We start from the raw sequence: 14,392 nt of genomic DNA, 5'->3' as shown, positions 1-14,392 counted from the left end.
GGTCTGTGACCTGCGTCAAACAGTGGTGGCGGTCACTCGCGGACCGAACACCGCGGTGCCCACCCGCACGATGGTCGCGCCCTCGGCGATCGCCAGCTCCAGATCGCCGGTCATGCCCATCGAGAGCTCGGTCGCCGTGCTTGTCCCCGGTGCCCCGGACGCCAGCACCTCGTCACGGATCGCGCGCAGCCGGGCGAACCCGGCGCGGACCGTGTCCTCGGGCGAACCCTCGGCGCTGTCTCCGGCGGAGCCGTCCAGGCGTGCGCCGATGGTCATGAATCCGGTGAGCCTGAGGCCCGGCAGAGCGGCGACCGCGGCGGCGAACTCGCCGGCGTCGTCGGGCGCGGCGCCGGACTTGCTCTCCTCACCGGTGACGTTGACCTGGACCATCACCTCCAGGGCGCGGTCCCCGGTGCGGCCGTCGCGCACGCAGCGGTCGGAGATGGCCCGGGCGAGGTCGAGCGAGTCGAGCGTCTCCAGGCCCGTGGCCGTGGCCAGCACCTGGTTGATCTTGTTGCGCTGCAGGTGGCCGATCATGTGGACCTGCAGCGTCCCCTCCGCCACCCGGTCGGCGACGGCGGGCGCCTTCGCGACGAGCTCCTGCACCCGGTTCTCGCCGATCAGGTCGACACCGGCCGTCAGCGCCTCGAGCACGGCCTCCGGCGTCTGCGTCTTGGTCGCGACGAGCAGGCGCACCTCGTGCGGGTCGCGGCCGGCGGCGACGGCGGCCGTCGCGATCCGGTCGCGGACGACGGCCAGCCGGGCGGCGACCGAACCGACGGTGGAGAGTTCTGGCGCGGGGGACTGGGGCTGGTCGGACACGCAGCGAGTCTATTTCGGCGGGGCCGTGCGGTTGCACGTCGGCCCGGGGGCGGCTCAGGGTGGGATCAGGGGGTCTCCCGGTTCCGAGGACCTGCTCCCTACGGAAGGATGGGACCTATGAAGACGCTGCTGAACATCATCTGGGTCATCTTCGCGGGATTCGGGCTGTGGCTCGGGTACATGCTCGCGGGGATCATCTGCTGCCTGCTCATCGTCACCATCCCGTTCGGCATCGCGTCCTTCCGCATCGCGGGGTACGCCCTGTGGCCCTTCGGCCGTGAGGTCGTCGAGAGCCCGCGCTCGGGAGCGTTTGCCCTGGTCGGGAACGTGATCTGGGTGATCGTCGCCGGCTGGTGGCTCGCCCTCGGGCACATCGTCACGGCCATCCCGCTCGTGATCTCGATCATCGGCATCCCGATGGCCTGGGCGAACCTCAAGCTCATCCCGGTCTCGCTCATGCCGCTCGGCAAGCAGATCGTGTCCAGCGACGCCCTGCTGCCGACCTACCGCAAGGCCGTCGAGGCCTGATCCGGGTCGGGACCTGACCGGGTCGGGAGCCGACCCGGTCGGGCCCGGCTCAGTCGCGGGCGATCGGCGCCGTCGTACCGCCTGTCAGTGTCAGCAGGTCGGCCGGCGCGAGACCGACGTCGAGCCCGCGCCGGCCGCCGGAGACGTAGACGATGTCGTACGCCTCCGCGGACTCGTCCAGCACGGTGACGTGCCGCGCCTTCTGCCCCAGCGGCGAGATGCCGCCGACCACGTACCCGGTGGCGCGCTCGGCCGCCGCGGGCTCGGCCATGGCGGCCTTCTTGCCGCCCGCCGCCCGGGCCAGGGCCTTGAGGTCGAGCTTGCGGTCCACGGGGACGATGCCGACGACGAGCTTCCCGTCGACGTCGGCCAGCAGTGTCTTGAACACCTGTGGGGCGTCGACACCTATCACCTCCGCGGCCTCCATGCCGAAGCTCAGGTCGCTCGACGGGTCGTGCTCGTAGGGGTGCAGCGTGTGCGGCACACCGGCTTTCTCGAGCGCCACGATCGCGGGGGTCCCGTGGCTGGCGCGTGCTGTCTTCTTGACCACCCTGCGATTGTGCCCGTCGGCGCCCGGGGCGGCGCAATGTTTTCCGGGGCAATCAGCTAGCGTGGGCGGCGTGCTCGCCCTCCTGGTCCTCGCCATCCTTGTCGGGGGCTCACTGCAACGCGTCGCGGGGATGGGCTTCGGGCTCGTCGCCGGCCCGTTCATCGTGCTGCTCATCGGCCCTGTCGAGGGAGTGCTCTTCGTCAACCTCGCCGGCGCGGTGATGGCGTTGCTGGTGCTCGGGCGGACGATCCGCAGTGTCGACTGGCGCCGGTATCGCTGGCTGGTGGCAGCGTCGATCGTCGTCACCGTGCCGGCCGCTCTTCTCATCCGGGACGCGAGCACGTCCGTGCTGGAGATCAGCATGGGTAGCATCGTGGTGGTCGCGATGTTGCTCGCTCAGATCACCTCGCGCCTGCGCGGCGCGGAGCGCGCGTTCGCGCCGGAGGCTCGCCTGCCGCTGCTGATCACGGGTGCGGCGGCCGGGTTCGGCAGCGTCGCGGCAGGGATCAGTGGCCCGCCCATCGCGGTCTACTCCGTGCTCGACCGCTGGGACCCGCGCGTGTTCGCGGCAACGGTCCAGCCGATCTTCCTGACCAACGCGTTGGCGGCGATGACGGCGAAGCTCCTGGTCGCAGACGCCACGTTCCCGGACCTGGCCGTCTGGGAGTGGGCGGTGGTGCTGGTCGCCCTCGTGGCGTCGGTCGGGCTGGGCGAGCTGCTCGTGGGACGGATCTCGGCGAGCGCCACGCGCAAGGTGCTCGTGACGCTCGCCTACGTCGGCGGGTTCGCGACGCTGACGCGCGGCCTCCTCGCCCTCTGACGCTCACAACCAGGTGTCGGTCAGCCCTGGTCGAGCGGGCCCAGGACCATGGACGGCTCGCCCGACGGCGTGAGCCTGGCCGCCCCGAGGTTCCCGACGGTGCAGCTCCCGCTGCGCGGGTCGCCGGCGTTCCAGACCTGGCGCAGGCAGTTGCGCATCGCGAGCTGCCCCCAGTAGCTCGGGTGCAGGGACTCCTGGACGGAGTACGGCGAGCCGCCGATCGTGGAGACGGTGCGGATCTGGTTGACCCACTCGGTCCGGTCGACAGCGCCGGGTGACTGCCAGCTGGGCAGGCCCACCTCCTCGTACAGCCCGACGCCGTTCTCGCACAGCCGCTTGCCGTCGAACGCGTGCGTCATGTCGAGGGTGCGGACGTTGGGCAGCCCGACGTCGGCCGCGGCGCCGAGCAGCGCACCGTTGATCGTGGGCAGCGCCGTGGCGTTGGCCCAGTCGGCGTCCCGGTTCCAGATGCCGCACCCGCCGACGGACTGGCGCGTGTAACCGGACTCGGAGTACCGGAAGCCCGAGCCGTTCGGCACGGGTGACGGGTAGGTCTGGACCACGAGCGTCCACTGGTCGGTGCGGTACCCGGCGTTGCTCATGGCGGTCGCGACGTTCCCGAGCGACTCCGCCACGCGGGTCCGGACGGCGGCGACGTTCGCGGCGCTGAAGTTCCTCGCGACGGAGCTGTCGTCGTGGCAGTAGTTCTTCCACCAGGACGGCGAGGTGAGGAAGTTGACGACGCAGGACTGGACGACGCTCGCGAACTCGAAGTCGTTCCCGCCGATCGAGACCACGACCATCCGGACGTTCCGGGTGGCGGCGGCCTCCTGCAGCAGGAGGGCCTGGCCCTTGCCCGCCGAGCCGTCGTAGAAGTCGATGCCGGGCTTGAAGTACGTGCCGGTCGAGGTGGCGGTCGTCGCCCCGCTGCAGGCGAGGTTCAGGCCGTTCACGCCGCCGCCGATGTGGGCCTCGGCGGAGGACGCGCGGTGGCAGCGGGCGATGACCTCGCGCGTGCCGCTGGGGTCGTCGTGGTAGGCGTGCGAGCCGAGAGCGTCGGCGCGCCGGTGGTCGGCGTTGGAGCTGCCGGCCCAGCGGCCGGCCTCCCCGGAGATGTAGGAGTCACCGAGTGTGACGACCCACGGTGTCCCGACGCCGGGACCGTCGGCCGCGAGTGGTGCGGCGGACGCGGGGGTCGTCGTGAGCACGAGGCCGGCGAGCAGGCCGAACACGCTGAGGCAGGCGGCCACGAGCGGGGTGAGGTGGCGGAGGCGGCGGTCGGGGTTTCGGTTGCGCAGGTGCGTCGTCATTGGCACTCCTGTGTCCAGGCAGCGCTGGTGGCGCTGCTGACCGGAACTCTAATAAAGGAAGTTTACGCCAATGGAGTAAAAAGGTAAACGAGTGGCAAATCTAATTCGCGCGCGGGGAGCGGCCGGACGCCCCGGTCCTCGGGATGACCGGGCGTCCGTGGTGTGAGGGCGGTGGGGTGGGTCCTAGATCTGACCGACGCCGAGCACCGTGAGCACGACCTCGCCCGCCTCGTCGCTCGCCGCCAGGTCGATCTGTGCGGTGAAGGCCCAGTCGCGGTTGCTGTCGGCGTCGTCGAGCACCTGCCGCACCCACCAGGTTCCGGGCTCGACGCGTGCGGCGTCCCCGCCGGCGCTGCCCGGCAGCTCGGCGCCCGGCTCGAGGATCGTCAGCAGGGCGGCCGACCGCGCCTCGGGGCCGATGCCGACGGCGTCGTCACCCTGCTCCTCGAACAGCGGGTCCAGGGCGTCGGCCCAGGCGTCCGCGTCCCAGCCGCCGCCCAACGCGGCCAGCGCGCCGTAGGACTCGCGCGCGATCAGCTCGACGCGGCGGAACATCGCGTTACGGATCAGCCGGCGGAACGCCCGCGGGTTGCCGGTGACGGGGCGGGCGGGGGCCTCGGCTCCGGCGTCGGCCAGCTCGCCGTTCGTCACGAGGTCGGCATCGTCGTCCACGGGGTTGGCCAAGCGCTCCCACTCGTCGAGCAACGACGAGTCGACGCCGCGTACGAGCTCGCCGAGCCACTCGATGATCTCCTGCACCTCTTCGGTGCGGTGCTCGTCGGGGACCACCTGGCGCACGGCCCGGTAGGCGTCGGCGAGGTAGCGCAGCACCACGCCCTCGGTGCGCTCCAGCCCGTACACGCTCACGATCTCGGCGAACGTCATGGCCTTCTCGACCATGTCGCGTACCACCGACTTGGGGGAGAGCTCGGCGTCCGCCACCCAGGGGTTGGTGCGTCGGTAGGTCTGGAACGCGGGCTCCAGGAGATCGGCCAGCGGCTTGGGCCACGTGACCTCCTCGAGCAGCTCCATACGCTCCTCGTACTCGAGGCCCTCGGCCTTCATCGCGGCGACCGCCTCGCCGCGCGCGCGGTTCTGCTGGCCCATGAGCACCTGGCGGGGGTCGTCGAGCGTGGCCTCGATGACGGAGACGACGTCGAGCGCGTGCGTCGCGCTCTCGACGTCGAGCAGGTCCATGGCCGCCAGGGCGAACGGCGAGAGCGGCTGGTTCAGGGCGAAGTCGCGGGGGAGGTCCACCATGAGACGGGCCGACGGCCGGAGCCGGCCGTCGGCGTCGGGCACCCGGACCTTCTCCACCACGCCCGCGATCCGCAGGGAACGGTAGATCCGGAACGCCTGGCGCACGTGCTCGGCCTGCTGCGTCTCCGTGTCGTGGTTGGCCGTCAGGAGGTGGCGCATCGCGTCCACCGGGTCGATACCCGTGGCCGAGCCCGACGGGCCGTGACCGGCGGAGCGGACCGAGGCGCGGGCCAGGACGTTCAGCACCATCGCGTGGTTCACGCGGAACTGGGACACGAGTGGTTCGGGGTCGGCGTCGCGCAGGCGCTCGAAGGTCGCGTCCGTCCAGTTCACGGAGCCCGACGGCGCCTTCTTGCGGACGATCTTCTTGAGCTTCTTCGGGTCGTCGCCCGCCTTCGCCAGGATCTTCCGGTTCTCGATGACGTGCTCGGGCGCCATGACGAGCACCTCGCCCACGGTGTCGTACCCGGCGCGGCCCGCGCGGCCCGCGATCTGGTGGAACTCGCGCGCGCTCAGGTGGCGCATGCGCTCGCCGTCGAACTTCACGAGGCTGGTCAGGAGCACCGTGCGGATCGGCACGTTGATGCCGACGCCCAGGGTGTCCGTGCCGCACACGACCTTGAGCAGGCCCTTCTGGGTGAGGCGCTCCACGAGCCGGCGGTACTTCGGCAGCATGCCGGCGTGGTGCACGCCGACGCCGTGCCGCAGGAACTTGCTGAGCGTCTTGCCGAACCCCGTGCCGAACCGGAAGGCGCCCATCTCCGCGATGATCGCCTCCTTCTCCGCCTTCGAGGAGACATTCATCGACAGCATGGACTGCGCCCGGTCGACGGCGTCCTTCTGCGTGAAGTGGACCACGTACACCGGGGCGCGGTGGGTCGTGACGAGCTCCTGGATGACGTCGGTGAGCGGCTCGACCACGTAGGAGAACGTGAGCGGCACCGGGCGCTCGGCGCCCGCGACCTCGGCGACGGGACGGCCCGTGCGCTCCTCGATGTCCTCACGGAGGCGGGACGTGTCGCCGAGGGTGGCGCTCATGAGGATGAACTGGGTGTCCGTGAGCTCCAGCAGCGGGACCTGCCAGGCCCAGCCGCGCTGGGGGTCGCCGTAGTAGTGGAACTCGTCCATGACGACCTGCGAGATGGCGTCGTCATCGGCGTCCACGCCGCTGCCGCTGCTGCTGTCACCGCGGCGGAGCGCGACGTTCGCGAGGATCTCGGCGGTGCAGCAGATGATCGGGGCGTCCGGGTTCACCGCGGAGTCGCCGGTCATCATGCCGACGTTCTTCGAGCCGAACGCCGCCACCAGGTCGAAGAACTTCTCGCTGACCAGCGCCTTCAGCGGGGCCGTGTAGTAGGTGCGCCCGCCCCGTCCGGAGCGGTGGGCCGCCAGGGCGGCGAACTGCGCGCCCATCGCGACCATCGACTTGCCGGAGCCGGTCGGCGTCGCGAGGACGACGTGGGAGCCCGTCATGACCTCCAGGAGGGCTTCCTCCTGGTGCGGGTAGAGCGCGCGCCCGCCCGCTGAGGCCCACTCGCTGAAGCTCTCGAACAGGACGTCCGGATCAGGGTCCTTGCCCGTGGGTGCGGGCAGGTACGGGATCAGTGTCCCGGCGGGCTTCGGGATGGCCGACGCCGGTCTGGGCTCGCTGGTGGCGGAGAAGGCTGTCGCGGAGGTCGAGGTTGTCGAGGAGGGCGCCGTCATGGTGCTGCCCATTCTTGCAGGCGGGTGAAGCGCGGTCAGGACGGGGCGGCCGACCGCTTCTCGCCGGCCTGGACGGCGATGACCCCGGCGAGGATCAGGACGCCGCCCACGAGCTGGACCGGCCGCGGCAGCTCACCGAGCAGCAGCCAGGCGAACCCGATGGCCGCGACGACCTCGAACAGCCCGACGAACGAGGACAGCCGCGGGCCGAGCCGGCGCCCGGCGGCGATCCCGGCCACGTAGGCCAGCGCCGCTGTCACGACGCCGAGGCCGACCAGGGGCAGCCACCACGCCACCTCCGTGCCGGCGTAGACCGGCGAGTCGGTGCTGTAGGTCAGCGGCATGATCCCCGTCGCGCCGAGCAGTCCCAGCGCCAGGGAGGCCGTGGTCAGGCCGCCCGCTGCCAGCGCGAGCGGCGGGAGGCCCGTGTCGGCGTTGGCGTTGATGACGAAGTAGGTGGAGACCGCCAGCATCGCGACCAGCGCCCAGGCGATACCGAGAGGATCGACGGCGCCCTGCGTGCCGGACACCAGGTCCAGCACGAGGACGAGGCCGACGGCGGCGAGGAGTGTGCCGGCGATGGTGGCGCGCGTCGGGCGCTGGCCGTGCCGCAGCCAGAACCAGAGCACCACGGCCGCCGGTGCCGTGTACTCGATGAGCAGGGCCGGGCCGACGGGCATGTACTGCACGGCGGAGAAGTAGGCGAACTGGCAGCCCGCCACCGAGACCGCGCCGTAGATGCCGATGAGCCCGAGGTTGCGCCGCACGGGGCTCCAGTCCCCGCGCAGCGACATGATCCCGAGCGGGAGCACCACGACCGCCGCCAGCGCGACGCGGACCAGCACCATGGCGCCGGGGCTCCAGCCGGTGTCGAGCAGGCCGCTGGCGAACACCCCGGACAGGCTGAACGCCGCGGCGGAGACACCGGCGAGCACGAGCCCGGTGGTCAGGCGGCGGGTGGGCGGCGTCCGGACGGCGGCGGATCTGCCGGTGGCCGGGAGGGGCGCACCGGTGCTCGCTCCGGCGTCAGGTGTCACAGCGCTCATAGGTCCTGACAGTATGGGGGTGGGGGTAATGTGTCAACGTGGTTTTCACTCATGACACCGAGGGTGCCCTCCAGTCGGCCGTCGAGCTGGTGAACAGCGGCGAGCCACCGGTCACGATCGCGACGGTCGCGGATCTCGAGGCGTTCTTCGTCAAGCACGTCTACACGGGACGGCGGGACGGCACGCAGGCCGAGCTCAGCGAGGTGCTGGCGCTCCGGCCCCGCCTGCGCGAGCTGCTGACCGCCGACCGCGACCCGGCCGCGCGCCTGGTGAACGAGATGCTGTCCGCGGCCGGGGCGGTGCCCCAGCTCGTGCGGCACCCGCCCGTCGACTGGCACATCCACGCCGTGCCCGACGACGCTCCGTTCGCCACCCGCATCCTGGTGGAGACCGCCATGGCGATGATCGACGTGATCAGGGATGACGAGCTGTCCCGCCTCGCGGTGTGCGCCGACAGCGACTGCGAGGGGCTGGTCCTGGACCTGTCCCGCAACCGCTCACGCCGCTACTGCTCGAGCACGTGCAGCAACCGCAACGCCCAGGCCGCCCACCGGGCACGCCGGGCGCACGACTCGAAGGCGTAGCGGGTCCGCACGCTCGGCCCGGTCCAGCAGTCGGCGCAGGTCCCACGCTCAGCCGGGCACCGCACTCAGCCCAGGTCCCACAGGAGCCGGTAGTAGGCGACCCGGTCCCGGTCCTCGTCGATCCCGTACGCCTCGTAGACGAGGTGGTCGTAGCCGGGGCCGTAGTTCCAGCCCAGGCTGTAGGTCGCGATCGACAGGTCGGCCCAGCGGTCGGCGACACCGAGCGCGCCCAGGTCGACGTGACCCGCCCAGCTGCCGTCGTCGGACAGCAGGGTGTTGGGTGCGCAGGCGTCGCCGTGGCAGACGACGAGCCGGTCGTGGTCCGGGGCGTCGTCGAGGCGGGCACGTGCCTCGGCCGACCAGCCGTCGGACGGGTGGCCGCCCGCGGCCCGGGCCTCGGCGACGGCGATCCGGTCGCCGATGCTCCAGGACCAGGGGCACTCGTCGATGGGGAGCGCGTCGTGGAGCGCGCGCATCCCGGCCCCGATCGCGCGGGCGGCGGTCTCGGGCTCGCCCAGCCAGCGGGGGTCGACGGCGGAGCGCGCCTCGATCGCTTCCGTCGCCAGCCACTCCGCCTGCTCGTCGGCGCCGACCTCGAGCACGTGCGGAACCGGCGTGTAGGGCGCTGCCCACCGCATCCGTGCCGCCTCGTCGGCGAGGTCGACACCTTCGATGGTGGCCCGTTCGGTGCGCGGCGCCCACTTCACGAAGTAGGCGTTCCTGTGCGTCGCTCGGGGGTCGACACGGGGGTCGACACGGGGGTCGACACGGAACGTGAGGCCACCCAGCTCGTTGCTCCAGACCGGCGTGACGACGCCTTCGCCGGCGAGCTCCCGCACGACGTCGGGGACGGGGATCGCGTCGGTGGGGATCGTCATGGCGCCAGCGTGCCAGACCCGGTGCCGGGGCCACGACGCGTTTTCCGGGGGCGGAACCGGAGCGGGCGCACAGGGTGGGGTGCGCCCGCGTCCTCCGAACGATGTACACCCCCCAGTGCGAGATCGCCCGTCCGGCCGACGACGCGGCGACCCGGCCGCGCGAGGGTCAGGCCATGCCTGCCAACACACCACCGAGCACGTCACCCGCGCCGACGTCGGAGCCGGCGGCCACGCCCACGAGCACCGGAGGCCGGATCGCCGCGCTCGACGTGCTGCGCGGGGTGGCGATCATCGGCACGCTCGCCAGCAACATCTGGATCTTCACCACGCCCGGCGGCCCCGCGGAGTGGATCTCCGACGGCTTCGCCACCGCGGACCCGGTGCAGCGGGTGCTGCAGGCGCTGGCCAACGGGAAGTTCCTCGGGCTGCTCACCCTGCTGTTCGGGGTCGGCCTCGAGCTCCAGTACCGGTCGATGGTCCGTCGTGGCATGCCGTGGCCGGGCCGGTACGTGCTGCGCGCCGGGATCCTGTTCGTCGAGGGCCTGCTGCACTACGTGCTCGTCTTCGAGTTCGACGTCCTGATGGGCTACGCGATCGCGTCCGTGCTGGCCGCCTACCTGATCGGGCGGAGCGACCGGGTGGTGCGCGCCTGGGGCGGGGCGCTGGCGGGGGTGTTCGTGGCCGGGATCGTCGGTGTCACGGCGCTGCTCGTCGCCACCGGCGGGTCGGACGGGACCGGCGGGTCGGACGGGACCGGCGGGGCCGAGGCGGCCGGTGCCCAGGCCGACACCGCGACCCTGTCGACGACCAGCTGGTTCGATCAGGTGCTGCTGCGGCTCGCGCACATGGAGGTGTTCCGGATCGAGCTGATCCTGATCGTGCCGTCGGCGACCGTCCTCTTCCTGGTGGGTTCACGGCTGGTGCGCGCGGGCCTGTTCACGACGACCGAGGGCGGATCGCGCCTGCGCCGTCGGCTCGCGTGGGTGGGCCTGGGTGTGGGCGTGCCGCTCAACGCGCTGACCGCGTGGGCCGGGCCGGACTGGTTCCTCGTGGACCGGTACCTGGTCCCGCCGCTGGTGGCCCTCGGCATCCTGGCGCTGGGCACCACGCTCGTCAGCAGGGCCCAGACGCGGACCGAGGCGCGCCCGCAAGGGGCGGCGCAGGCCGCGGGCCGTGGACCGGGGGCCCTGCTCCGCCGCGGTGTCGAGGGCGTCGGGCGGACGGCGCTGTCGTGCTACGTGCTGCAGAACGTGCTGGCCTCGGCGCTCTGCTACGACTGGGGTCTGGGGCTCGCCGGTGGCGGACCCTGGCAGGCGGTGGCCATCTGGGCGGGCATCTCGCTCGCGCTGATGATCCTGGCGCCGCTCTGGCTGCGGCGGTGGCCACGCGGGCCCATCGAGCTGCTGATGCACCGCGTCTACGACGGGCGGCGCGCCTCCTCGGCGTCCCACAGCGCGCGGTAGTACGTGGTGCGTTCGTGGTCCGGCGCAACACCGTAGGCGGCGAGCACCAGCGGTTCCAGCCCGGGGCCGTAGCGGCGCGTGACGCTCCGCGTGGTCACCGCGATGTCGGACCAGCGGTCCGCGACCCCCATGTCTCCGACGTCGACATGCGCCACGAACCGGCCCACGTGGTCGAGGAGGGTGTTCGGCACCGTGGCGTCACCGTGGCAGACGACCGCCCGGTCGACCGGTGGCGGGGACTCGAGGGGGAGCGGGGTCGTCGCGCGCTCCGCGGTGCCGAGCGGAGCGGTCGGCGCCGCCGTCAGGGCCGCCACGCGGGTCTCGGCGGTGCGGACGAACGGGCAGGTGTCGGTGGGCAGCGTCTCGTGGAAGCGGCGCAGGCCGATGCCGATCGCCACGGCCGCACGCTCGGCCAGGCGGCGCCAGCGGGGCTCGATGGCCGACGTCGCCACCGTGCCGCCGATCTCGACCGCCGCCGTGAGCAGCCACGAGCCCCGGACGTCGCGGCCGGCGTCCAGGACGCGGGGGACCGGGGTGAACGAGGCGGCCCAGAGCAGGCGGTCGGCCTCGGCGAGCGGGTCGGGACACGGGGCGCCGTCGGGCACCCACTTGAGGTACGAGCTCCGGCTCGCGCACGTCTCCTCGAGCCGGACGGTGAGGCCGCCGTACTCGTTGCGCCACACCGGTACGACCGTCGCCCGGGACCGCAGCCTGTTGGCCAAGGCGTGTACGACGGACGGCACTTCGACGGGCGTCGGTCTGATGCCGACGAGCGCGTTCGACACCACTCCATCGTCCCATAGAGCGGGTGAAAAAGTGCTCCTGATTCGTCGTACCGCGGGGTACTGGACAACATCGCAACGCCGGCCGGCTCGGCGGCGGGAGGGTGGTCGGACGGCGCTCGCGGAGGCGGCGTCGTCGGCGGCGTCGGCGGCCACGCGGGAGGCCGAGTGCCCGGCGCGCATCGGCGTCGGGCACTCGGCCTCCGGGTGGTGCGGTCCCTCGGGTCAGACGGCGCTCGGCCCGGCCCCGACGCGCACGGCCGGCGCCAGGTCGGCAGCGGTCTGCGACGGCGCCGCCGCCGCACCCGTCACCGTGACGTCGACGCACTGGTAGAAGGCGTTCACGGTGTCGGCGATGTTCCAGCGGGCCAGGATGGTGTGGTCACCGGCGGGAAGGCCGGTCAGCGTGTGCTCGACGGTCGCGCCGGGCTGGGCGCCGCCGTCGTCCACGGTCTTGACGAGCTGGCCGTCCACGAAGTACTCCCAGGTGGCCGTGCGGTGCCGGGCCGTGATCTGCCAGCGGAAGGTCGTGTCGCTGCCGACGGTCGTGCGCGGCCAGGGGAGCGAGTCGTCGTCGACGACGGTGAAGCCGCTGCCGCCCGAGCACTGCGTCGAACCCTTGGGCGCCTCGACGCTCTGCGGCTCGTACTGGAGACTGCCGCAGTCGAAGCTCACGGTGCCCGTGGCGCAGTGGTCCGCGCGGCTCGGCGGGCTGGTGATCCAACCGTGGGCCTGCGCCTGCGGCAGGACGGCGCTCGGGGCGGCGACGAGGAACCCGGCGGCGAGCGCCAGGGCCGCGAGGGCGGTGAGCAGGGGTCGGGTCAGGGAGGTGGCGGAACGTGCACGGTTCACGGTGATGCCTTCCGTCTGCGGTTACGGGCCGACGGCGTCGGCGGCCCCAGTGGAGCGGACCCGCCGTACCGGGTGAAATTGCTGTGCCCCGAACCTAGGAAATGTTCGCGTTGCTGACAATGAGGGTGAATTCGTACGCGGATCCCCGTATTTCCTCCTCGACGGCCGGTCCGGCAGGCCGCCGTCACCCGCGGGCGGCAGCGCGAACGGCTGGCGCCCGCCGTTGGGCACCAGCCGTTCGCGCTGCTCCGTTCCTCGTTCTCCGTGCTCAGCGGCTTCTCCGCGGACGCGTCAGAGAGCCGTCACCAGCTGCCGGCCGCTGAGGCTCCGCGGCTCGGTGTCGACCGCCGTCGTGCCGGCACTCGCGCCCGAGCTACCGCTGCGGACGTTCACGTCCATGCAGGCGTAGAACGCCATGGCCGTGTCGTACACGTTCCACCGGGCGAGGATCGTGTGGTTGCCGCTCGGCAGACCCGACAGCGTGTGGGTGACCGTCGGGGGCGGTGTGGCGCCGTTGTCGTTCACCGTCTTGAAGAGCCGGCCGTCCACGAAGTACTCCCAGCTGGCCGTGCGGTGGAAGGCGGTCAGCGTCCACTGGAACGTGTGCGTGCTGCCGATGCTCGTGCGCGGCCAGGCCAGCGAGCCGTTGTCGAGGGTAGTGAACCGGCTGCCTCCGGAGCAGAGCATCGACCCCTTCGGGGCCTCGACGCTCTGCGGCTCCCACTCGACACCGTTGCAGGACCAGCTCACGGTCCGCTTGGCGCAGTGGTCCTGTCGGCTGGGCGGCGACACGACCCAGCCGTGGGCCTCGGCACTCGGTGTCATGGATCTCGGGGCGGCGACCAGCGCGGTCAGGGTCAGGGCCAGGACGGCGAGAACGCCGAGCAGGACTCTGGCGACGGGCGTACGCAGTGCGGTGACTCTCATGGGGCTCACCTCGGTGTGTGAAGTTGGAAAGTTCCTGAGGTACTCCTGTGTGCTGGGGTGCGACGTCATCGACGCTAGGAAGCGAGCGGCCGCACGACAATTGGGGCAACTACCTACACAGGGCAGCCGGCTACCTAGTCCGCCGGCCGCGCGGGAGATCAGGGACAGCACAGGGAAGTCCCCGATGTTGACGGCGCCGGGCCGGCAGAAGACTGGGCACCATGCCCTCCCGCTCCGAGTCCCGTGCCGCCGTGGTGGCCGTGGTCACCGCGTTCGTCCTGATGACCGCGCTGTGCGTCCCGTTCCTGCTCACCGACCAGGACGTGCCGACCGCCGTCGTCCTGGCCGGCCGCTACGTCCCGGCCCTCGCGAGCCTGGTCGCGATCCTCGCGGTGCTCGGGCGCGGGCACCTGGTCCGGCTCTGGCGGCTGCGGCCGGCGTCGCCACGCGAGCTGTTCGCCTCCTACGGGCTGGCGCTCGCGGTGATGGTGCCGGCGCTCGTCGCCCCGGCGCTGGCGGGCGTGGCGGTGGGTGCGGAGCTCAAGCCCGCCGGTGTGCTGCTGGCCGCGGTGCCGATGATCGTGCTGGGCACCGTCCTGTTCGCGCTCTCGACCTTCGGCGAGGAGGTCCTGTGGCGGGGCCAGCTCCAGACGGCGCTGCGCCGGCTCGGCTTCTGGCGGTCGTCGCTGCTAGTGGGCGTGATCTGGATGGTCTGGCACCTGCCGCTGCACCTGACGTACCTGTCGGTGGGGGTGCTGACGGGCGAGCAGGTCGTCGCGTCCACCCTCGGCATCGCGGCCTGGGCGCCGCTCCTCGCCGCCCTGGTCGAGCGGCGCGGCACCGTCTGGCCCGCCGTGCTCGCCCAC

The 14,392-nt window shown here is 72.2% G+C and carries 13 protein-coding genes and 1 pseudogene; 5 read left to right on the top strand and 9 right to left on the bottom strand.

Annotated elements, in window-relative coordinates; genetic code table 11:
* Positions 1 to 15 precede the first annotated feature (15 nt).
* Positions 16 to 822, bottom strand: a complete 807-nt coding sequence (locus LUU90_RS09565) for a YggS family pyridoxal phosphate-dependent enzyme (protein ID WP_275003147.1) — start codon at positions 820 to 822, stop codon at positions 16 to 18.
* Between the two features lie 117 nt (positions 823 to 939).
* Here LUU90_RS09565 and LUU90_RS09560 point away from each other — a divergent pair, with 117 nt between their 5' ends.
* Positions 940 to 1,350, top strand: a complete 411-nt coding sequence (locus LUU90_RS09560) for a YccF domain-containing protein (RefSeq protein WP_274992733.1) — start codon at positions 940 to 942, stop codon at positions 1,348 to 1,350.
* A gap of 49 nt (positions 1,351 to 1,399) precedes the next feature.
* Here LUU90_RS09560 and ybaK read toward each other — a convergent pair whose 3' ends face one another.
* Positions 1,400 to 1,900, bottom strand: a complete 501-nt coding sequence (ybaK, locus tag LUU90_RS09555) for a Cys-tRNA(Pro) deacylase (protein ID WP_275003146.1) — start codon at positions 1,898 to 1,900, stop codon at positions 1,400 to 1,402.
* Between the two features lie 70 nt (positions 1,901 to 1,970).
* On the opposite strand from ybaK, the gene LUU90_RS09550 reads away from it, so the two are divergent.
* A complete protein-coding gene (locus tag LUU90_RS09550; RefSeq protein ID WP_275003145.1) occupies positions 1,971 to 2,720 on the top strand; it encodes a sulfite exporter TauE/SafE family protein in 750 nt (249 codons plus the stop codon).
* A gap of 20 nt (positions 2,721 to 2,740) precedes the next feature.
* Here the strand turns inward: LUU90_RS09550 and LUU90_RS09545 are convergent, their stop codons facing one another.
* The 3 genes from LUU90_RS09545 to LUU90_RS09535 all read right to left on the bottom strand — a co-directional run bounded on the left by LUU90_RS09545 (position 2,741) and on the right by LUU90_RS09535 (position 8,040).
* Positions 2,741 to 4,030, bottom strand: coding sequence for a hypothetical protein (locus tag LUU90_RS09545; RefSeq protein ID WP_275003143.1), 1,290 nt, complete (start codon positions 4,028 to 4,030; stop codon positions 2,741 to 2,743).
* Positions 4,031 to 4,213: 183 nt separating this feature from the next.
* On the bottom strand, positions 4,214 to 6,994 hold the full coding sequence (locus LUU90_RS09540) for a DEAD/DEAH box helicase (RefSeq protein WP_275003142.1): 2,781 nt from the start codon (positions 6,992 to 6,994) through the stop codon (positions 4,214 to 4,216).
* Between the two features lie 35 nt (positions 6,995 to 7,029).
* Positions 7,030 to 8,040 (bottom strand): EamA family transporter, encoded by a 1,011-nt coding sequence (locus tag LUU90_RS09535; RefSeq protein WP_275003141.1) that lies wholly within the window; start codon positions 8,038 to 8,040, stop codon positions 7,030 to 7,032.
* Positions 8,041 to 8,078: 38 nt separating this feature from the next.
* On the opposite strand from LUU90_RS09535, the gene LUU90_RS09530 reads away from it, so the two are divergent.
* Entirely contained in the window at positions 8,079 to 8,624 is a 546-nt protein-coding gene (locus LUU90_RS09530; protein WP_275003140.1) for a CGNR zinc finger domain-containing protein, read from the top strand.
* A 65-nt stretch (positions 8,625 to 8,689) separates the two neighbouring features.
* Here LUU90_RS09530 and LUU90_RS09525 read toward each other — a convergent pair whose 3' ends face one another.
* Positions 8,690 to 9,502 carry an aminoglycoside 3'-phosphotransferase gene (locus tag LUU90_RS09525; RefSeq protein WP_275003139.1) on the bottom strand — a complete coding sequence of 271 codons (813 nt, stop codon included), beginning with the start codon at positions 9,500 to 9,502 and terminating at the stop codon, positions 8,690 to 8,692.
* A gap of 173 nt (positions 9,503 to 9,675) precedes the next feature.
* Between LUU90_RS09525 and LUU90_RS09520 the strand changes: the two genes are divergently transcribed.
* On the top strand, positions 9,676 to 10,965 hold the full coding sequence (locus tag LUU90_RS09520) for a DUF418 domain-containing protein (RefSeq protein ID WP_275003138.1): 1,290 nt from the start codon (positions 9,676 to 9,678) through the stop codon (positions 10,963 to 10,965).
* On the opposite strand, the gene LUU90_RS09515 is transcribed toward LUU90_RS09520, so the two are convergent.
* The 3 genes from LUU90_RS09515 to LUU90_RS09505 all read right to left on the bottom strand — a co-directional run bounded on the left by LUU90_RS09515 (position 10,920) and on the right by LUU90_RS09505 (position 13,526).
* Positions 10,920 to 11,648 (bottom strand): phosphotransferase, encoded by a 729-nt coding sequence (locus LUU90_RS09515; protein WP_275003137.1) that lies wholly within the window; start codon positions 11,646 to 11,648, stop codon positions 10,920 to 10,922. The two genes, LUU90_RS09520 and LUU90_RS09515, sit on opposite strands and share 46 nt — an antisense overlap.
* A 324-nt stretch (positions 11,649 to 11,972) precedes the next feature.
* Complete coding sequence (locus LUU90_RS09510) at positions 11,973 to 12,599, bottom strand: lytic polysaccharide monooxygenase auxiliary activity family 9 protein (RefSeq protein WP_275003136.1); 627 nt, start codon at positions 12,597 to 12,599, stop codon at positions 11,973 to 11,975.
* A 291-nt stretch (positions 12,600 to 12,890) separates the two neighbouring features.
* A complete protein-coding gene (locus LUU90_RS09505) occupies positions 12,891 to 13,526 on the bottom strand; it encodes a lytic polysaccharide monooxygenase auxiliary activity family 9 protein (RefSeq protein WP_275003135.1) in 636 nt (211 codons plus the stop codon).
* A 221-nt stretch (positions 13,527 to 13,747) separates the two neighbouring features.
* Here LUU90_RS09505 and LUU90_RS26410 point away from each other — a divergent pair.
* Positions 13,748 to 14,386, top strand: a pseudogene (locus LUU90_RS26410) (CPBP family glutamic-type intramembrane protease); the annotation flags it as partial.
* Between the last annotated feature and the right edge of the window lie 6 nt (positions 14,387 to 14,392).

Origin of the sequence: Promicromonospora iranensis (assembly GCF_028994775.1) — a bacterium.
Classification (GTDB): domain Bacteria; phylum Actinomycetota; class Actinomycetes; order Actinomycetales; family Cellulomonadaceae; genus Promicromonospora; species Promicromonospora iranensis_A.
The sequence above is the reverse complement of the archived record's forward strand: the minus strand, read 5'-3'. Positions and strand labels throughout refer to the sequence as shown.

Excerpts from the sequence above, each read along its gene's own strand:
- LUU90_RS09535 (WP_275003141.1), bottom strand. The coding sequence starts at position 8,040 with ATGAGCGCTGTGACACCTGACGCCGGAGCGAGCACCGGTGCGCCCCTC.
- LUU90_RS09545 (WP_275003143.1), bottom strand. The coding sequence starts at position 4,030 with ATGACGACGCACCTGCGCAACCGAAACCCCGACCGCCGCCTCCGCCAC.
- LUU90_RS09520 (WP_275003138.1), top strand. The coding sequence starts at position 9,676 with ATGCCTGCCAACACACCACCGAGCACGTCACCCGCGCCGACGTCGGAG.
- LUU90_RS09540 (WP_275003142.1), bottom strand. The coding sequence starts at position 6,994 with ATGACGGCGCCCTCCTCGACAACCTCGACCTCCGCGACAGCCTTCTCC.
- LUU90_RS09505 (WP_275003135.1), bottom strand. The coding sequence starts at position 13,526 with ATGAGAGTCACCGCACTGCGTACGCCCGTCGCCAGAGTCCTGCTCGGC.
- LUU90_RS09525 (WP_275003139.1), bottom strand. The coding sequence starts at position 9,502 with ATGACGATCCCCACCGACGCGATCCCCGTCCCCGACGTCGTGCGGGAG.
- LUU90_RS09560 (WP_274992733.1), top strand. The coding sequence starts at position 940 with ATGAAGACGCTGCTGAACATCATCTGGGTCATCTTCGCGGGATTCGGG.